Here is a 19,941-nt window from a genome sequence, read left to right as displayed (position 1 = left end):
ACCATGCTAAACGCCATTATTCGATTCGCACTGAGACAACGTCTGCTTGTCATTGCTGCCGCTCTATTCCTTATTGGATATGGAACGTGGCAGGCAACCCATTCGCAGATTGATGTCTTTCCCGATCTGAATCGTCCTCGCGTGGTCATTATGACCGAAGCACCGGGGCTGGCTCCGGAGGAAGTTGAAACGCTGATTACATTTCCCATCGAAACCACGATGAACGGGGCCAACGGTGTTCAGGCCGTTCGCAGTTCATCGGGCGTCGGAATCTCCGTGATCTACGTTGAGTTCGACTGGGGCACCGACATCTACAATGACCGGCAGATTGTCAACGAGCGGCTGCAACTCGTTCAGGAACGCATGCCGGAAGGTGTCAAGCCAACGCTGGCACCGATCTCGTCCATCATGGGCCAGATTCTGATGCTGGGCGTGTGGAGCGATAACAATGCAACTCAACCACTCGAATTGCGGACACTCGGCGATTGGGTCGTTCGGCAGCGATTGCTGACGATCCCCGGCGTTTCGCAGGTTTTCACGATCGGCGGCGGTCGTAGGCAGTTTCAGGTACTGGTCGACCCCGACGCCATGTTGAGATACGGGGTGACGCTTCATGAAGTGAAGCAAGCGGTTCAGAACAGCAATGAGAACGCGACTGGCGGCTATCTCGATGAGCAAGGACCAAATGAGTTGTTGGTCCGAGCTTTGGGGCGTGTGCAGTCGATTGAAGACCTGCAAAAGGTGGTCGTTACGATGCGAGAAGGCCGACCGATTGCATTGGCACAAATTGCTCGCGTAGTCGAAGGACCGCAGGTCAAACGCGGCGACAGTTCCGCCTTCGTTCGAGGCGACGAAGGCAACTTCTCCGGTGGTCCCGCTGTTATTCTCACCATCAACAAGCAACCGGGAGCCGATACACGGCGTGTGACGGATGATGTCATGGCGGCGATTGATGACCTGCGGCCATCGCTGCCGAGCGATCTGCGAATCGAGCCGCTCTATACACAAAAATCATTCATCGACCGAGCGATTGAAAACGTCGTGGAAGCATTGCGAGACGGCGGCGTTCTCGTCGTCATCATCCTGTTTCTGTTCCTGATGAACTTTCGCACGACGTTTATCACGCTGACAGCAATTCCGTTGTCGCTGCTGATGTCGATCATTGTGTTCTCGTTCTTCGGTCTCTCAATCAACACCATGACGCTGGGTGGTTTTGCGGTTGCCATTGGCGAGTTGGTCGACGATGCGATTGTTGACGTTGAGAACATCTTCCGGCGACTGAAAGAGAATCGTAGCCGAACGAATCCGAAGAATCCGCTGCTGGTTGTGTTTCAGGCGAGTGTCGAGATTCGCAACTCAATCGTCTTCGGCACGATGATCGTGATTCTGGTTTTCGTTCCGCTCTTTGCCCTGTCGGGAATGGAAGGCCGTCTGTTTGCTCCGCTGGGTGTTGCGTACATCGTCTCGATTGTGTCTTCGCTGCTGGTATCACTGACGGTGACTCCCGTGCTGTCGTACTGGCTGTTGGGAGGCCGCAAGCTTACTGAACATGAGAAAGACGGCTTTGTTCTGCGAGCAGTCAAATGGGTTGGCAACAAAGTCATTCGCTTCAGCCTGTTGTTTCCGCGATTCAATCTGACTGTGACCGCAGTGTTGGTCGCTCTGGCGGCGCTATTCGTCTTCCGGCTCGAACGGGACTTCCTGCCCCCGTTCAACGAGGGTGCTGTTCAACTGAACGTCGTTCTCCCGCCGGGTACATCGCTCGAAACGTCGAACGATATCGCTGGCCGCGTCGAGAATCGGCTCAAGCAGATTGAAGACATCGAGCAGTTCGTTCGCCGCACAGGACGAGCCGAACTCGACGAACACGCTGAAGGTGTGAACATGAGCGAGTTCATTCTGGAACTCGATCCGGAGTCGCCTCGATCCCGAGAAGAACAACTCGAAGAAATCCGCGAAGCGATGGCCGACATACCGGGCATTGTGACCGCAGTAGAACAGCCGCTGGCCCACCTGATCTCGCACATGCTATCCGGTGTGAAAGCTCAAATCGGGATGAAGATTTACGGCGATGATCTGGACACGCTGCGTCGCAAAGCGGAGGAAATGAAGTCCGCCATGCAGTCAGTTCCAGGCGTAAAAGACTTGCTGGTCGAACCACAGGTCACGATTCCTCAGCTTCGCATCGAACTCGACCGCGATCAGCTCTTGCAATACGGACTCACGCCGGTCGAAGTCAACGAATTCATTGAAACCGCAATGAACGGGCAGGTGGTGTCCGAAGTCCTGATTGGCCAGCGAACATTCGACTTGCTGATTCGGCTGGACGAGAACTACCGCGAGAACCTGCAAGCACTTCGGCGGCTGACGATCGACATGGAAGATGGCGGCAAACTGCCTTTGGAAGCAGTCGCCAACATCTACGAGTCGGGCGGTCCCAACACCGTGAACCGCGAGAATGTTCGTCGTCGGATTGTCTTGCAATGCAACGTGTCAGATCGCGGTGTTGTGGATGTCGTACAAGACATTCAGAAACGAGTGCGTCCGGTCGTCGAATCGCTCCCGCCCGGCTACTTCGTCGAATACAGCGGCCAGTTTGAAAGCCAGCAATCAGCATCGCGAATCATCGGAGCCTTGTTTGCAGTATCGATGATCGGCGTGTTCCTCGTGTTGTTCACGATGTTCCGTAGCGTCAATCTCTCGCTGCAAGTGATGATGGCGTTGCCAATGGCTTTCATTGGTTCGGTCGTTGCACTGGTAATCACCGGGCAGACGCTGACGGTGGCTGCGATGGTCGGCTTCATTTCGCTGGCCGGCATCGCGACTCGCAATGGCATTCTGCTGCTGAATCATTACCTGCATCTGGTCAAGTACGAAGGCGAAAGCTGGACCAAAGAAATGATTGTCCGTGCTGGACTGGAACGTCTGGCACCGGTGTTGATGACGGCTCTGACGACAGGTATCGGTCTGGTGCCGCTTGTGCTGGCGGCTGGCGAGCCGGGGAAGGAAATCCTTTATCCAGTCGCGACAGTCATCCTTGGCGGGCTTATTAGTTCGACGCTGCTCGACTTCTTCGTGCATCCGGCACTCTTCTGGCTGATCGGTCTGAAGGAAGCCGAGCGAGTCGTCAATGAATCGAATACGGAAGTTGCCCTCGTCGAGGAAGCCGACGAGGAACACTTCACCCGTGAAAGAAATCTCACTTCGTCCGGGACTACGGAGACCACTGAACCTGTTACCGCTCCTGCTGCCCAATGACGGGTGACAGTCGGTGAATCTCTGAAGGAGATAACCATGTTGAACGTTACGAAAACCGTCGTCTGCTGTTTGGCAGTCCTGATTCTGTCGAGTGCGTCGGAAGCAGGCGAAGCAATCGCCTACCGCCTGTCTAACACGAAGGAAATGCACTTCGATGATGCACGCAAGGCCGAACAGCACTTGGCGGCTGTCAGGAAACTCGGCTGCGAAGCCCGCATGGACTCACACGGCGGGCACACGGATGTGATCTACCGATCTGTGAAATGGCAGGTTATGGAACTCGCCAACGACAAGCTGGCTCACCAGTGGGAAGAGTGGCTGAAGAAAGCCGGGTTCGAGACTGTCCACGGCCATGCTGCCGACCACGGGACAGGCCATGACGCTCACGATGGTCACGATCACTCCGGCCATGACCATGCCGGTCACAGCCACGCGGGGCACGACCACGGTCCCGGCGAAGCAGAAGAAGTTTCGTACTTATTGCCGAACTGGAAAACCATTCATTCACGCGATGCGGCTCAGATGTCCGAACTGGTTGCGCTGATGAAGGGGCTCGGATGCGAAGTGCGAACTGAAGACCACGGCGGTCACAAGGATGTCAGCGTTCGTTGTCCGCAGTGGAAACACGTTGAAGTCGCATCTCATCAAGCCGCCGCAGGCTGGCAGGATTGGCTGCGAAACAACGGCTTCGAAACACATCACGAACATTGATCAATACGAATAGCCAACACGGCTGGCAGCCGCTCGAATGTGTTCAGTCGGTTGCCAGCCACTTCATATACCACATTCCTCACCGGAGAATGCAATGAAAACCGTCTCTGCTTCACTCACCCTATCGTTCGCGTTGATGGCCATGACTGTCGCTGGCTGTTCCAACGAAAATTCTAATGGTCCAGAAACTGCCGGTCCGCCAAACACGATGGATTCGCATGACGATCACGCTGGCCACGCTCATCCGAGCGAAGGTCCACATCATGGTGACCTGATTGAGTTGGGCAACGAAGAATATCACGCCGAGATTCTGCATGACGACGATGCAGGGACAGTCACCATCTATGTCCTCAACGGGGCTGCCACAGAGCAGGTTTCGATTGACGCAACCGAAGTCACAATCAACGCCAAGCATGACGGCAAGCCGGAACAATTCACGCTGACCGCCTCACCGGATACGAACGATCCACAAGGCAAATCCTCTCGCTTCGTCTCCAATAATGAAGAACTCGCTCATCACCTTGATGAAGAAGGAGCGGACCCGCGTCTGGTTCTGACCATCAACGGCAAGTCTTATCGCGGCACGATCTCGCACGATCACGACCACGAAGGACATGATCACTGATTCCAACAATCTGCAACTTCCAACGGCCCATGTTCGTCAGCCGAGCGAACACGACGGCTCACTGAACCTTCGGCAAACCAAATGGAGTTTCCCAATGACAAGGATCGTTTCAACCTACGGACTGACCGTGGCGCTGCTGAGTGCTTTTTTAAATGTTAGCCCTTCAGCACACGCGGCCAGTCCCGGCGAGCAAGCCGTCGCGACTGCGGCACAGAACAACCAGTTTGCCTTCGTGATGTTCTATCGCGGCAACGATGCCGCTGCTCAGGCCATGCACGGAACCATCAAGTCCACATTAGCCGAACGCCGCGATGCCGTGATCGTTCCGGTTCAGATCGCGGACAAAGCCGAGCAGGCATTGGTCAAGAAATTCGATGCAACTCGGATTCCGATGCCAGCTGTCGCCGTGCTGGCTCCGAACGGGGCGGTATGCAGCGTCTTCCCACAGAAAGTGACCTCCCATCAACTGACTGCGGCGATTGTCTCTCCCGGACAAGCAAGTTGTCTCAAGGCATTGCAAGACAAGAAGCTTGTCGTGCTGTGCGCTCAACCGGCTCCGTCCACCGAAATTCCGGTCGGCGTGCGTCAGTTTCAGGCGGACAAGCTGTATTCAAACCGCACAGAAGTCGTGTCTGTTTTGGCGAGCGATCCGGGCGAAGCCAAGTTTCTGAAACTATTGCGAGTTCCCACCAACCAGCGTACGTCCGTCGTCGCATTCATGGCACCTCCAGGTGTCATGGTCGGCACCTTCAATGCCAGCGTCAGTTTCGAAGTGTTGGCCGAGAAGTTAGCCGCCGCAGGAAAATGCTGCGACGACGAAAACTGCAAGCACCACAAATCCGCTCAGGCTTCGCAACCAGCACGACGCTAGAAAGAAGTTTGGAGAGGGGGAGGTGGGAGGCCATCGCTCCCAGCTCCCAAAATCTTCAATCTCAAATCAACCAACATCAATTACAAGGAACGGACTCCATGAAACTTCGTCACCTGATTTGGAAAGAACTCTGGCAACGGCCGACGCCGATGCTCACTAGTTTGCTGGCCGTCACGCTTGGCGTCACAGCGCTTGTTGCGATTCAGAACATCACCGTGTTTTCAGAACGCAAGATCGCCGGTGACATGGAGTCGCTCGGTGCGAACGTGTTGGTGCTGCCACCGAGCGTCACGCTGCAGGACTATTACGGTGCCGACATGCACGGGCATACGATGCCCGAGGAATACGTCACCCGTCTTGCGCTCGCTCGATTGCCCGGTGTTGAAAACCTTGCTCCCAAGTTGTGCGTCGAGGCAGACGTGGACACGATTCCCGTCACACTGACCGGCATCCTGCCCAAGAGTGAGTTTCAAGCCAAAGCCTCTTGGCAGGGACTAGGTATGTTGGGCAATGCGGTCGGCAGTGATCGCGGTTGTTGTGCGACCGCCGCTGACACCAGTGAAGTCGACAACGATCCGAACTCGCTGGCGACGACACGTACCATCGCCGAACTGGGCGACCGCGATGTGATCCTCGGAGGTGATCTCGCAAGCCAACTTGGAGCGAAAACTGGCGATAGGCTGCCTCTATTCGGTGAAGATTTCACAGTACTCACTGTGTTGCCTTCGACCGGCACGATCGACGACGGGCGCATGTTCGCTCACTTGCACAGCGTCCAAGACCTGTCTGGTGCAGGGCCGGTGGTGAACGTCATCGAAATCATGGCGTGCTGTGAAGACGCCGCTGGCGGTTTGATCACGAACCTTTCCGCCGAACTTCCCGAAACGCGAATCGTCACGATCGCACAGGTTGTTCAAACACAGGTCGCAGTCAACGGTTTGATGTCGCGTTTGTCTTGGGTCTTTCTGTCGATCCTGTTGTTGGTCGGTGCAGCGAGCATCGCCAGTGTGATGTATGCCAACGTGACCGAGCGTCGCAAAGAAATTGGAACGCTGATGGCAATCGGAGCCAGTCGCAATTTCGTGACGCGGATGTTTCTTGGCAAAGCCGCAATCTTGGGACTCGCCGGTGGTGCAGTGGGCTTCATTGTCGGCACGATTGTCGCCGCAGTACTGGGACCACAGTTGCTGGGCATTCATGTACGTCCAATGCCGATGCTGTTGGGCGTGGGGATGGCATCGGCAACGATCGTCGCGGTCGTCGCCAGCCTACTGCCCGCCCGCCGAGCCGCTGGTCTCGATCCCTGCCTTGTTTTCAACGACGCCTGATCGCTGCGTCGCGTGATCGAAAGATCTCACTTCCAATATCAATAAACACACTTCAAGTCGAACCAAGATATGTACCAACTCACTTCCGTTACCCAGACTTACGAACGCCGAGGCCAGATCGTTACGGCGCTCGACAACGCCGACCTCACGATTCCCGACAACGACTTCATCGCAATCGTTGGCCCCAGCGGTAGTGGCAAGACCACGTTGCTATCCGTCCTCGGTGGAATGCTCGCCCCGTCAACCGGCGACGTGATGCTCGATGGCCAGTCGTTGTACGACCTGTCCGTCGAAGAGCGCACGGCGTTGCGAGGCCAAAAGATCGGATTCGTCTTTCAGTCGTTCAACTTGATCTCGTGGCTGACCGCTCGCGAAAACGTGCAAATCCCACTGATGTTGTCCGGCAAAACTGCCAAGCAACAAGAAGAGCGTGCGATGGAGATGCTCGACCGTGTCGGATTGTCCGATCGAACCGATCACCGTCCGTCGGAAATGAGCCAAGGACAGCAACAACGAGTCGCGTTGGCAAGGACGCTCGCTAACGATCCGCAAATCATCCTGGCCGATGAACCGACCGGAAACCTCGATTCAGAAACCCGCCAGCAGGTAATGAATTACCTGAATGAATTTCACCAAGACGGGCGAGCGATCGTCATGGTCACCCACGACGCCGACACCGCCGCGTTCGCACACCGCACGATACGACTCGTCGCTGGAGTGACCCATGAGGTTTCGACAGCAAAAGTTGCTTAAAAAGAAGATGTGGAGTTGAGAGTGGGGGAGCATGGTCTCCTTGTCTCCCCCTCTCCGTACCTCCCTGATTCCCAACTCGAACACTGCCGGTTGCCATTCAGCCGTCAGCCAAGTTCCCGGACCGCGTCACTCACCAGCCGACGCACCGGGAACCGCCCCATTCGCTTCCCATCACGACATTACCACATGCCACTCATTGAAGATTTTGAACGCACAGGATCATGGCTGTTTCGTTGGCGCAGCTATCTTCCGTTCGTGTTCTTACCGCTGATCGTAATAGCCGTGCTTCGATACCCGGCTATCGAGTCGAACCCGAATCTGCATTTCGCTTGGAGTATTTTCAGCCTTAGCGTCTCGCTGGTCGGTTTGTTCGTTCGTTGCCACACCGTCGGCCACGCTGCCGAAGGGACATCGGGACGAAACACGCATACACAACTTGCCGAGTCGCTCAATACATCTGGTTTCTATTCGGTAGTCCGACATCCACTGTACCTTGGCAATTTCTTAATTGCCCTGGGCATCGTATTGCTCTCAGCATCACCATGGTTGATCGTATTCTATGCGATGGCGTTCACGTTGTACTATGAACGGATCATGTTCGTTGAAGAAATTTTCTTGCGACGCAAGTTCGGTCGCAAATTCATGGAGTGGGCCAATCGCACGCCAGCGTTCGTGCCGAAGCTACGGCAATGGAGGTCCGCGGAACAGCCAATCGACTTCCCCAAAGTTATTCGCGCCGAATCCGTAGCCGTTGCCGTGATTGCGTTGACATTTCCGACACTCGAATTTGCCATGCACTATGCCCAGGAAGGGAATGTCGAAATTGAAACCTCGTGGTACGTCCTTCTCGCCAGCGGGATACTGACCTACATCGTTGCCCGAGTGATGAAACGCCAACTTCGACGCTGGCTTAAATACGAGCGAATTTTGTACGAGGCAGCAAAATGATCCCCAACATGAAAAGCGACGCTTCAGGAAACCGTGAATCACCAGCATATGAGTGGAATGCATCCTCAATCGATTCGAATTTGAGGGATTCCAAGTTTCCGACGAGCAGGTGGGGCGCGTCGCTATCACCGCGAGCGTCGAGACATCAATGACTGTCTGCTAAACGTCGCGACCGCACGGACGACTCCCGGCTTTCGGGAAGTTCGCAGTGACTTCACAACCGATAAAACGTCACCATGAACAAAGAGAAGATTGAACTACGACTGCTCCTTCCCGACGTTCCCGATTCCGACGACCACTGCGTCAAACGATTGGCCGACCTTCTGCAAACGAAGGCGGGAATCGACTCAACGCATTTACTGAGGACCGAATCGGAACATCCCGATCAAGTCTGCATCCACTACGATCCCTCGATCGTATCGACAGGTGAAGTCCGAGAACTGGCAAAGCGAGTTGGTGTTGAACTGGATCAGCGTTACGGCCATTGGCTCGCTACTACAAAGTCGATGCACGCGCGAAGGGCGTCAGCGATCGAATCGCGACTGACTCGGATCGACGGCGTGCTCGAAGCGGTCGTGTCACCCGATGGAACGGTGCGTGTAGAATACGATCGAACGCTGACTAGCGAATCAGAAATCGCTAACGCTTTTCGTCAGTGGCAAACCTCTCTGCCCGTTGATGATCACGCCGATCTTGACGACGATGATGACGGCCACCACCATACGCAGCGTCATGCCGGCCACAAACACGCTCATAGCGGAATTTTCGGTCCAAAGACCGAGCTCATCTTCGCGGTCTTGTGCGGTGCATTTTTGCTGGTCGGCTGGCTGCTAGAAACCTTCGCTGAATTTGCCGATTGGATTTCGGTAGCCTTGTTCGTAATCGCCTACTTCTTCGGTGGCTACTTCACGATCAAGGAAGCGATCGAGAAGATCAGAGCTGGCAAGTTCGAGATTGACTTCCTGATGATCGTCGCGGCTGCGGGTGCTGCGGCTTTAGGAGCTTGGGCCGAAGGCGCGCTGCTGCTGTTTCTGTTCAGCATTGGACACGCGCTGGAAGGTTACGCGATGGGCAGAGCGAAACGAGCGATCGAGGCACTATCGGAACTTGCCCCGCGAACCGCGAGAGTACGCCGCGACGGGAACGAAACAGAAGTCGCGGTTGAAGAACTACAGCTCGGCGATATCATTATCGTCAAACCCGATGAACGCATCGCGGCGGACGGCTTTGTCATCGAAGGTGATTCGAGCGTTGACCAAGCACCCATCACCGGCGAAAGCGTTCCTGTCGATAAACAACCGGTCACTGACCGAGACGCCGCCGCGGCCGACCCCGAATCGATTGCTTCCGAGTATCGAGTCTTCGCGGGTACGATCAATCAAGCAGGTGCGATCGAAATACAAGTCACCAAGAAGGCATCTGAAAACACACTCGCCCGCGTCGTCAAAATGGTCGGCGAAGCAGAAACGCGAGTCTCGCCAACTCAAAAGTTCACGAAACGATTTGAACGGTATTTTGTACCATTAGTCATCGCGGTCGTCGTCCTGCTTCTCTTCACGCCCTTCATTCTCGACGAATCATTCAGCGATGCGTTTTACCGAGCGATGGCTGTCCTGGTTGCCGCCAGTCCGTGTGCGTTGGCGATCGCGACGCCAAGTGCGGTTCTTAGTGGCGTCGCGAGGGCGGCGCGAGGCGGCGTTTTGGTCAAAGGGGGAGGGCCTCTGGAAAGTCTCGGACAGCTCGATTCCGTCGCCTTCGATAAGACCGGCACGCTCACCGAGGGCGAGCCCCGTGTTACCGATGTTCGTCCCGCCGACGGCGTCGGCGAAGCCGAACTGTTGCGGATTGCTGTCGCCGTGGAAGACCTCAGCAATCATCCACTCGCCAAAGCGGTTGTTCGTGATGGAAAGATAAAGTTGGACCAGGGGGAGATCGAGAGTCGTGAGCCGACGGCGCTAGCTGCGGTTGCAATACCCGAAGCGATGAACTTGAAGAGCATTACCGGACGTGGGATTCAAGCCGAAGTTGAAGGCACACTGGCTCACATCGGAAAAGACGACTTGTTCAGCGAAGTCGACGGTCCGCCGCTACTTGAGTCAACTCGACAAGCCGTCGAATCTCTTGAATCCGAAGGCCGTACCACGATGATTGTTCGTCACGGCGATCGCTACCTCGGCGTCATCGGTTTGATGGACACACCTCGCGAAGCTGCCAAACGCACAATCGCTCGACTGCGTGAACTCGGCATCAAACGCATGATTATGATCTCTGGCGACAACCAACAAGTCGCGGATGCAGTCGCCAAAGCCGTCGGACTAGACGAAGCACGCGGCGACTTGATGCCAGAAGACAAAGTCGCCGAGATCAAGAAGCTTGACAGCGAAACCGGGGTCGCAATGGTTGGCGATGGAGTCAACGACGCACCTGCGATGGCATCCGCATCTGTCGGAATTGCGATGGGTGCCGCAGGCAGTGACGTCGCACTTGAAACCGCCGACGTTGCGCTGATGGCCGACAACCTCGAGCACCTACCGCTAGCCATCGGACTCAGCCGTGCCACCGGCCGCATCATCCGCCAAAATCTATGGATGAGTCTCGGCATGGTCGCGTTCCTCGTCCCTGCCACAATTCTCGGCCTCAACATCGGCCCCGCCGTCGCGCTCCACGAAGGGAGTACCCTCGTCGTCGTTTTCAACGCACTTCGCCTCCTTGCTTACAGTGAAAACGGGAAGAACGAGAATTGAACATGCAAATCAAGCACAGAAGGAAACTCCTAACCGCAAAAAATAGCTGTCTTCCAAATGGTCGGGAACCGTTGAATTTCGATCGTGGTTGAATTCGCGTTTGTTGAGGACACAACTAAGGTGAATTCAACTTTGAAAGTGAATTCCGCAAAGTGTTGATGGCAAATAACTTACGGAAATGGATTGCCAAGTGCCGAGGTGTTCGGGCCAGTGGGTTACCTCATTTTGCCGGGATTCAGCTCTTCCAGGCGCCGAAAGCGAAGGACGCCAACGCGTTTCTCTTAGGGCCTATGACAAGAAAACCCAGCTCAGTTGTGAACTGAGCCGGGCAGGCGAATGGTCACACGGATCCGCTGGTCGGCAGTCTTTTCGGCGAAGGTGGACGCCCTGATAAAACCGGTCCACTCAGCACCAAATTCCAATCCTACTATGCGGACTGTCGTTTGTTCCCGTTGTTGTAGGGAAGCACTGGGATGGGCTGCCCGGTCATTTCGTACCACCGACGGTAGCTGTACCAAACATTCCCCGAGTTGATTTTGTGCCCTTCCTGCTGAAGCTGCTTGGCGGTCTGCCGGTGGCTGAGTCCTTGTTCGTCAATCAACTGATGCACGCGTTCAGCAAGAAAGTCAACTCGCGGTGGACGCCGTAGCCAAATCCGGAGTTCTTCATTGGGATCCGTCCCCGGAATCAGCGTATCTGACCAGTCTGCCAAAGCCACGCGGATTTGGGGACGAATAATCCCTTCTGCGACCTTCTGTTTTCGCCCGCGACGTGTTTGCACCTCAACCTCAATGCTCCCACCAGTGATCGAGCGGAAAAGACTCAATGCCTGGAAAATCTCATCGCCCTCGAGTTCGTCGCGAGCGGCACGGCGGAGCAATAAAGCCATCTCCGAAAGTTGGCTCAATGCTTCGTCGTACGTGAGCTCACGATTCGTATCAAGTGAATTGCGTAGTTCCCGGAGTTCCGCAACTACTGCATCCCGACGCATTTGAGCTGCGCGCAAGTGAGACCTCGCCTCCGTCCGGCCGTCCCCGGAGCTGTCAGCATAGAGTTCGAACAACGCGTCAACGCGATTCTCCATTGATTTAAGTTCGATTTCGGCGCATGCAATTGACTTTCGAGTCTCTTCGACAAATTGGTCGCGATCATCGGGGATTCGACTGACCTCTTCAGCGATCGTTTGGGCTTGCTCATCGAGCAGCTTTGCCAGTTCACAGCAAACTTCGATCACTGCCGTTTTGCGGTGCAGGCAAGTTGAACAGGAGCATGTCTCGCCTTGGGAGCACCGCATGCCGCGGCCGTTGGCTCCCGCCATATGAAAACGCACAGGCTTCTCGGATGTGCCGCAATGACTACACCTGAAACATTCAGTCGCAAGGTCCCAGAGCTTGGAGACCTTCTCGTTCCGCGGTCCACGAGGGCCGGTCTTGCGCTCTTCGAACTTTCGCTGGAGCGCAAAGTATGTCTGATCGTCGAGGATCCGAAGTTCGTCAATCTGCTTCACCAGCACCTCGCTTTCCGATTGTTCCACTTGCTTGACATAGTCACGTTTGGAAGAAAATTCGTTTCGTTTCCGACCGAATTCCCAACGCCCAATCAGTTTCGGGTTCGAAAACAGCCGCCGGTAAGCGGGATATGTCATTCGGCCGCTGCTTGACCTAGGGTCGCATGGCCCGCCCGCCTCGTTCCACCTTCGCACGCCTTCCCGTAGCGACATACCGCAAAGAATCAACCTTGCATGTTCTTGGATCAGTGCAGCCGCAATTGGATCCACAGTTGGGCGGGTCCGCGGGAGCCCGCGATTCGTCTTGCGAGCATTTGGAACCTCTTCAGGAACAAACCCGACGCTCAGCGCGCCGGTTGTGAACTGGTCGAGGAACAAACCCTTTTGGCCATCACGAACGTGGTCCGCGATTACGTCTAGGAGCATCTCGTCCATCAAGCCGTGGATCTGCAACTGCAACTTCCAGGATTTTTTGTCGTCCGTATCAATTCCCTGTGATACCGAAACCGCTCGTAAACCCTCTTCGACAACTTCTTCTTGAATCAGCTGGTACCCCTTGCCCGCGCTGCGAAACAGCCGGCTCGCCTTATACACCAACAGCACCCGAGCTTTCCGAGACGAGAAAATCTGCCTGGTCCGGTTCAAGCCGACGCGTCTAGACTTTGAACCTTTGACACCTTCGTCGACTGAGATGAAGCAGGGTGGGACGAAGATCCCGTTCTTTGCTGCCCAGATAACGCATTCACGGATTTGATCTGCCGTCGATTGCTGCATTTCCGTGCTGTAACGCGAGTAAATCGTTGCGATGGTCAATCCGTTTGCTACAGCCCAATCGATCAATGCCTCGTCACTTGCCGTAGGATCGAATCCGTCCAGGTCGATGCCAGATTTTTCGGCAGCCTCCGCCCAATGATCAAGAGCTTGCCTTGCGACTCCCTGATTCGCTTGTCCAACTTCCGTGATAGTGCTTTGCATTTCTTGGTCTCTGCGATAGAGCACCATGCGGAACACGGCCAACCGCCGCATTAGTGACCGCATGGCATCGGCGGAGACTTTGGGCGACGGTGGTCGCCACTTAGTCGCGGCTGGCGACCGACACTCAGTAAGCCGAAATTCCCTGAGAATTCGAGGCAAGCAGAAGAAAAAATTCAAACATACACATCTATTTCTAGCGTCCGGCGAAGCGAGTGAACGAAGAATGGCGAGCAGGCTGAGGATCAAGCTCGCCAAGCCGTTCCTCGGTGAACCAGCCAAGTAGGCAGATTTCATTTGGCTCCAGATTCAGTCGGTAGGTGCCCGGGCCGGCCGACTCAACCATAGCATTGAGCTCATTCGAGATGAGCTTTTTCAATCCACTTCGACGATCCTTCACGGCTTGATGTGAAAGCGGTTCGAGAAGCCGCGAGCCGTCCTCACCCGGCGGCGTGGACTTGGGATTGCTCAAGTCGTAGCCGTCGACGTTGCGCCGGACCATTGCACGATCGGCGAGCGTCCAGAGGAGTTCCCACTGCAAACTGTGTTTTCCGTGCCAGGCGACATCGCGTCCGGTGTCGGCGCGTGCGCCGTCGAGAAAAACACTACGCTGCTCCTCGACGAGAACCAATCGCTTCTTCGCCTTTTGCTCCTCAATGACTTCGTCGGGCGGAACTGCCCTTCGGGCAACTTCAAGTATCTCGTTCAGAGCTTCAAAGGCACGCTCGGGAACATCCCACAAGTGGCGGCGTTCGACGCGATGAGGAAGGTCAGCGATTCGCTGGTAATACTCCGTTGGTAGGCCCAACCACTCAAAGGACAAGTTTTGACGGAAACCGACGTAAACTTGGAAAAGGGCGATACAGGAGTCGCGGAACCTCGCATCGCGTCCATCGAAACAGACTCGGCGAAGTTCGGCGAAGCGTTCTCGCAGCCCTTGCAGCAGCTCACCCGATGCGGCCAACTCCGAGTCAGCTTGAAGGTTGTTCACTCGATGAAGATCCCAGAGGCGCCGGTAGAACTTTTCGACGTCCTCGATCAGTTCCCGGATACGGACTTCTGCACACCGCGATACAAAATCTCCCGGGGGACGAAGTCTCGGCTGAAGATATGGAAGAAAACTACCATGCTGGAGATTACCTGGCCCGACAGGAGGCTGAGCCGGATGAAAATAGTCCCTTGCTGAGACCAGATCATCCCAGGTCCTTTCGGCAACATCTCGCATTTTGCTGAGTCCGCTTTGCAGCTCCCAGCCGGAAGGCTCGTTTCCTCTGGCTTCGGCCTCTTGCCTCCCGGGCTGTTCGAGGAGCCGTGCGAATCGCTCCGACTCCGCCAGGGTCACCAACTCCCGGGCAAGGTTGACAATTCTTCCGTCGACGTCGAGCAGCAACTCACGGTGCTGGGTCGTCAACTGATTGCGACCTCGTTGGTCATGGGCGAGAAAATCGAGTGGCCATCGGACGCGATTTCGGAAATCCGGACGTTCAAGCAGCCGATCAACCACGCGCCCAACGTCGAACTCAAGCCATTCAGACAGTTGCATCGCCAAGGTGTTCGACATCTCCAACGAAGGATCAGGAACGAATCGCTGATATTTCCGAATTGCTAGCTGAATGTTGTCGATCATCTCGTATTTCAATCTCCGGAGACAACGCGACCAGCATCGCGTTTCGCGCTTTTAGGAAAAAAATCTCCAGTCGCTGGCAGCGACTCAGTAGCGACCGCCGCACTTCAAAATCCCGCCGCACGACGACCGGTTTCGGATCGATCCAATTTGTGGGACAGGGAATGGATGCTTCACTACTGAATTCAAAGGATGCGGCTTCGGAGCTTGGGATCTCAGTCCCGACGTTCTATGACTGGCTCAGTCAGTCGAGGAACGGAACATTCACGCTCCGCGGCAAACCGGTGACAATCGAATTTTATCAAGGAGGGCGGTGTGGTCAGGGGCGGATTCGAATTCCACGTCGCGAAATCGACCGACTTCTTGCCCTGATGCTTGTACAGACTCAACCCAAGCCGCTACGGCGTGCCCCAAAACCACGGAAAAACTTTAGCAACATCACCGTCACTCCCGGAAGGCCTGAGTCCTGAGACTACTCGAAACCCTGGCGGCAGCGTTCACGCGGCAACGTGGACGCGACTTTGGCCCAACCCGAGACATCCCGGGTTGGGCTCATTTTTTGTAACGCCGGTATCACTGTCACCCTGAATTGCGGAGGAGTTTTATGAGTAGGCGCTCCCATCCAACCGTTTCCGTTGAAGTCCGCGAGACACGCCGCACTCAAAGTTCAATCAGGTTCTTGGTTAAATCACTGGCAGCGAGGCTCAAGAGTTGGCCACCGATACAGGAAGATTACCGGTCGGAGATATATTACCGAGAGTTGCGTTCTTGATTGAGTAACAAGTGCGGCGTATCCTGTTGAGCATCCTGACCAGACTCATTCCCCAGTAAGTGTTCGATATTGCGCTCGACTCAAGGAAGGTGCCGTATGAGGAAGACGCTCGGATACGAATTTGTGCGGTGGGCGGCTGTCAACAGCCATCCCTATCGCGATCCGAGAAAAAATCTCAGGGTTTCAGAAGCGGCCCCTGACCACACTGAACTCCGACTTTATCGTGGGTCACAAAGCTGTCTCAAAGTCGTTGACACATTCCACCGCGCCATCTAAACCGGCGATGTCACGCATAGGGCTCTCGATTCTACTGACCAATGTAAATCGGACTCCATCGAGTCACAACCTAGCAGCTGAATTGGTTAGGATTATAGCCGTGACCTAATGGAGAAAGACTCGAGGGCAAAAGGCATGTCGAACAACGGAAACGGTTTTGCGGTCGTTGACGTCGAGACGACCGGATTCGGGAGTGGTGATCGCGTTATCGAGATTGGTATTGTTCTTCTCGACCATCGCCTCCGCATTGTGGATGAGTATGAGACGCTGATAGATCCTGAACGAGATCTTGGACCAACGCACGTGCATGGCATCACGCCGAAGATGATATCGATGGCACCGTCATTCGGCGAAGTGGCTTCCGCCATTGCCAAACGCATTGGTGACCGCGTGATTGTTGCTCACAACCTAATTTTTGACGAGCGAATGCTCGGTCAGGAGTTCGGTCGACTGAGGGCAATATTCGATCCCGGCGTTGGCATCTGCACTTTGAAGTTGACCAAACAAAAGTTACCGGCCGCGTGTCAAATGCTCGGTGTCGATCCACCAAGCCATCACCGCGCCCTCGCCGATGCTCGTGCCAGCGCTGGATTGCTGAGAGCTTTGAAACCGAAATGCAACGGGCAGCCATTGAAACTTGGAAATGTTCCGGGAGAAATTTCAGTGCGGACGCATCGCCGGTGTGCCGATGAAGGGACACTCGTTCTTGACAGGCTCATCAGTCGAGTTGTCTACACCGAAGGCGATACTCGTTTGCTTCAATACATGGACTTGCTTGACTGGGTACTTGATGATTTTGTTCTTACCGCCGACGAACGACAACATTTGAATTTCTTGGCAGAAGAACTGTCGTTGAGCGAGGCCGAGATTGTCCGCGCTCACGAACAATATTTCGATGCAATGGTTGTTGGAGCAAAAAAGGACGGAATTATTACCCAGGAAGAAAATGCCGCACTCGCATTTGTCGCCAACGCGTTAGGAATCCCAATAGATCGCGTCCCTGCTGTCACTGAACCTGACTGCGGTTGCAGCAGTATTCCGGTAGGATCATCTATCTGTTTCACCGGCAGTTTCGCCGACTCCAATGGTAATAAGTTGCCAAAAGCAGAACTTGAAAAGCTGGCAACCAACCGCGGCTTTACGGTTGTCTCGAATGTGACGAAGTCCAAGTGCGATGTAGTAGTTGCGGTGGATCCATCATCTTCGTCAGGAAAGGCCAAGAAGGCCCGTGAGTTTGGCAAGCCTGTGATCGCTTCGCAAGATTTCCTGAAGCAGGTTCAGAATTAGGAAAACGGATGTTTCGTCGATTTCTCAGAGGAGCAGCGTCAACTCATGAAGCGGATCTGGTCGAGGTGCGCTCCGTGCCAACACCGAGTCAGCTGAACGATGGCGGGTTTGCAATTCCGTTGCCCGAAAATGAAGGCAGCGGCGAACGGTATATCGAGGCGACTCCCAAGTCGAACTTGCAAACCAGTAGCGTTGTTTTCTGTGGACCGGGAGACTCAATAAAGTTTCAGGTTTCGGTCGGCAAGGGAGATTCGATCGAATTGGATGTCCAGGATCCGTTGGTCTACATCGCTAACGGACCACTGCACGGTCGGTTCGATGCATCATTGATTGACTTGTCATTGCCTATCGCGTCAACGTCGATCAACGCTCAGCAATCGTTGCCATACTGGCCCAACTACTACGACTGCTCGGCAATTCAGCGTGGTGAGTACCTAAGTTGGCTTCAGGGTGGACGCAGAGACTCGGACGTCGAACTTGGTTTCGTTTTCATTTACTTCTACGGACTGGAACGCCGTGTATTGATTGATCGTGCCGACTATGTCCCAATCGCCAACGAAGTCATGCGATTGCTGCTCGTATACGGAAAGTCAAACTCTTTTCGACGCTATGGGACATCGCTCTTGTGGACCACGATCCATCTGGCATCGCATGCTGGCGAACTACCCACCAAGTTGCTAAGCAATGCGATCAGGGTGACCAAAACGTGGACCGACGAAACGCTGGGCATTTGCTTGGGAATACTTCATTCCAAGTCGATCTTGTTACCATCTCGGCTCGCTCGAACGATCGCTCAGCGTGACGCAAGGTCGTCTTCCAGCGTGATCGTTAACCGTCACGAGGAAGAGTTCAACAAGCTGTTCAAGGTGAAGTACCGCGAGCGGTTTGGAAAAGGTCTCTCGCTAGATGTCAGTAAGCGGGCCAAGCGAGTTGACTACTATCCAGCAAGTGGCAGCCTGCTTCGTAACCTGCATTCCGATGAAAACCCATCTATCCCGCCGCGACCAGATGTCTTCGGAAAGACTGCACAATTCAAGCCACTCATTGCGATCTGGGAAGATAGCATCGAATCACTGCGGAGTTTTAGCCGCGAGAAAAAGAAGTCGTCTGGTGAGATCACGGCCAACGTCTATGAATCACTTCCACCGGAGTTGCGTCAGGGTGAGCATCCGGAGGAAGAAGCTTGGCTCAACGCGTGGGAACGCAACGTTGATGAAGACGATTGGCCAATTGTCCCCGTCTCGGAGCTCGCCGCGATAAAGCAGATCGCCCGTCGAGACCGACTCACTAAGACTCAATGCGGACAGATATTAGCGACCGCAGATGTGATCGGTTTCGGTGTCGAACCCGACGCGCGTATCACCGGGAAGAACTACCGATGGGACGAGAAGGTAACGCTGTTTTTTCACGACGGCAATGTGCTAGACGATCCTACAGGATACGCCGCCGCATCGGTATTGCTGCGACTTGGCGCGAGTATTGCCGAGGCCGATGGCAGTATTGACGCGGAAGAACTCAATTTCATCAACGAACACCTGCAAGGACAGTTCAATCTATCGGAGGCGGAATCAAAGCGTCTTGATCGCTTGCAGTACCTTCTGCTGCATTCACGATCCGGTGACAACACGATTGGTAAGGCTTTGGCGAAAAGATTATCGATCAAGCATCGACGCTTGGTCGGCGAGTTTCTTGTTGGTGTGGCCGCAAGCGATGAAGTCATCTGCAAAGCCGAGCAAAAAGCGTTGCGAAAGGCTTATCGGTCGCTGGACCTTGACGAAGCTGAGCTCGACCAACTTATCCATCGCCACGAGACGACCGGAGTCAACGGGGATAGCCAGTCCGACGACTTGCAACTTGATCTCGATGCGGTTTCAAAAATCATGGCCGAGACGCACCAAGTCGCCTCTCTTCTTCGCGATGCGATGGCCGACGAGGATGACGACGAGATAGCGGACGAGTCCGTTTCCGCGTTGTCGTCAACAAGGAGTTCGGCCAAAGACACTGCTGAACCGCGTTCCGAGGTGGCAGCAGATGCGAGGTTCGGAAGCCTCGACACCCGTTATCATCCGTTGCTTCATTCGATTCTCGAAAGCACAGAATGGTCTTCTGAAGCGATGCGGTCGCTTGCCGATGAACATGGTTTGATGCTCATCGGGGCGGTCGAAGCGATTAATGAATGGTCAACTGAGGAGTTCGGCGATTGGCTAATCGAGGAAGGAGAAACATTCACGATTCATGCACAATTGATTCAGGAAGAAAGCTAAA

At 54.8% G+C, this 19,941-nt stretch carries 12 protein-coding genes; 10 read left to right on the top strand and 2 right to left on the bottom strand.

What is annotated here, in order from left to right; translation table 11 throughout:
- The first annotated feature begins 3 nt into the window (after positions 1–3).
- The 8 genes from FYC48_RS09350 (at position 4) to FYC48_RS09315 (ending at position 11,238) form a co-directional block, all read left to right on the top strand.
- Complete coding sequence (locus FYC48_RS09350; RefSeq protein WP_149496429.1) at positions 4–3,258, top strand: efflux RND transporter permease subunit; 3,255 nt, start codon at positions 4–6, stop codon at positions 3,256–3,258.
- Between the two features lie 36 nt (positions 3,259–3,294).
- Positions 3,295–3,969, top strand: coding sequence for a hypothetical protein (locus FYC48_RS09345; RefSeq protein WP_149496428.1), 675 nt, complete (start codon positions 3,295–3,297; stop codon positions 3,967–3,969).
- Between the two features lie 94 nt (positions 3,970–4,063).
- On the top strand, positions 4,064–4,594 hold the full coding sequence (locus FYC48_RS09340; RefSeq protein ID WP_149496427.1) for a hypothetical protein: 531 nt from the start codon (positions 4,064–4,066) through the stop codon (positions 4,592–4,594).
- Positions 4,595–4,688: 94 nt separating this feature from the next.
- Positions 4,689–5,465 carry a hypothetical protein gene (locus FYC48_RS09335; protein WP_149496537.1) on the top strand — a complete coding sequence of 259 codons (777 nt, stop codon included), beginning with the start codon at positions 4,689–4,691 and terminating at the stop codon, positions 5,463–5,465.
- 98 nt (positions 5,466–5,563) lie between these two features.
- Entirely contained in the window at positions 5,564–6,793 is a 1,230-nt protein-coding gene (locus FYC48_RS09330; protein ID WP_149496426.1) for an ABC transporter permease, read from the top strand.
- A gap of 69 nt (positions 6,794–6,862) precedes the next feature.
- Complete coding sequence (locus tag FYC48_RS09325; protein WP_149496425.1) at positions 6,863–7,546, top strand: ABC transporter ATP-binding protein; 684 nt, start codon at positions 6,863–6,865, stop codon at positions 7,544–7,546.
- Between the two features lie 186 nt (positions 7,547–7,732).
- Complete coding sequence (locus tag FYC48_RS09320) at positions 7,733–8,494, top strand: methyltransferase family protein (RefSeq protein WP_149496424.1); 762 nt, start codon at positions 7,733–7,735, stop codon at positions 8,492–8,494.
- A gap of 236 nt (positions 8,495–8,730) precedes the next feature.
- Entirely contained in the window at positions 8,731–11,238 is a 2,508-nt protein-coding gene (locus FYC48_RS09315) for a heavy metal translocating P-type ATPase (protein ID WP_149496423.1), read from the top strand.
- A gap of 427 nt (positions 11,239–11,665) precedes the next feature.
- Here the strand turns inward: FYC48_RS09315 and FYC48_RS09310 are convergent, their stop codons facing one another.
- Positions 11,666–13,720 carry a recombinase family protein gene (locus FYC48_RS09310; RefSeq protein WP_149496536.1) on the bottom strand — a complete coding sequence of 685 codons (2,055 nt, stop codon included), beginning with the start codon at positions 13,718–13,720 and terminating at the stop codon, positions 11,666–11,668.
- 193 nt (positions 13,721–13,913) lie between these two features.
- Positions 13,914–15,344, bottom strand: coding sequence for a hypothetical protein (locus tag FYC48_RS09305; protein ID WP_149496422.1), 1,431 nt, complete (start codon positions 15,342–15,344; stop codon positions 13,914–13,916).
- A 1,153-nt stretch (positions 15,345–16,497) separates the two neighbouring features.
- On the opposite strand from FYC48_RS09305, the gene FYC48_RS09295 reads away from it, so the two are divergent.
- Entirely contained in the window at positions 16,498–17,676 is a 1,179-nt protein-coding gene (locus tag FYC48_RS09295; RefSeq protein WP_149496420.1) for an exonuclease domain-containing protein, read from the top strand.
- A 74-nt stretch (positions 17,677–17,750) separates the two neighbouring features.
- The gene (locus FYC48_RS09290; RefSeq protein ID WP_160149418.1) at positions 17,751–19,940 is read left to right on the top strand and encodes a tellurite resistance TerB family protein; all 2,190 of its coding nucleotides are present in this window, start codon (positions 17,751–17,753) and stop codon (positions 19,938–19,940) included.
- The last annotated feature ends 1 nt before the right edge of the window (position 19,941 follow it).

The organism is Roseiconus lacunae, assembly GCF_008312935.1.
GTDB classification, from domain to species: Bacteria; Planctomycetota; Planctomycetia; order Pirellulales; family Pirellulaceae; genus Stieleria; species Stieleria lacunae.
Note: the sequence above shows the minus strand (reverse complement) of the source record. Positions and strands in the feature narration are given on the sequence as shown.

Coding starts and splice junctions, on each gene's coding strand:
- FYC48_RS09350 (WP_149496429.1), top strand. CDS start 4: ATGCTAAACGCCATTATTCGATTCGCACTGAGACAACGTCTGCTTGTC.
- FYC48_RS09345 (WP_149496428.1), top strand. CDS start 3,295: ATGTTGAACGTTACGAAAACCGTCGTCTGCTGTTTGGCAGTCCTGATT.
- FYC48_RS09340 (WP_149496427.1), top strand. CDS start 4,064: ATGAAAACCGTCTCTGCTTCACTCACCCTATCGTTCGCGTTGATGGCC.
- FYC48_RS09335 (WP_149496537.1), top strand. CDS start 4,689: ATGACAAGGATCGTTTCAACCTACGGACTGACCGTGGCGCTGCTGAGT.
- FYC48_RS09330 (WP_149496426.1), top strand. CDS start 5,564: ATGAAACTTCGTCACCTGATTTGGAAAGAACTCTGGCAACGGCCGACG.
- FYC48_RS09325 (WP_149496425.1), top strand. CDS start 6,863: ATGTACCAACTCACTTCCGTTACCCAGACTTACGAACGCCGAGGCCAG.
- FYC48_RS09320 (WP_149496424.1), top strand. CDS start 7,733: ATGCCACTCATTGAAGATTTTGAACGCACAGGATCATGGCTGTTTCGT.
- FYC48_RS09315 (WP_149496423.1), top strand. CDS start 8,731: ATGAACAAAGAGAAGATTGAACTACGACTGCTCCTTCCCGACGTTCCC.
- FYC48_RS09310 (WP_149496536.1), bottom strand. CDS start 13,720: ATGCAAAGCACTATCACGGAAGTTGGACAAGCGAATCAGGGAGTCGCA.
- FYC48_RS09305 (WP_149496422.1), bottom strand. CDS start 15,344: ATGATCGACAACATTCAGCTAGCAATTCGGAAATATCAGCGATTCGTT.
- FYC48_RS09295 (WP_149496420.1), top strand. CDS start 16,498: ATGGAGAAAGACTCGAGGGCAAAAGGCATGTCGAACAACGGAAACGGT.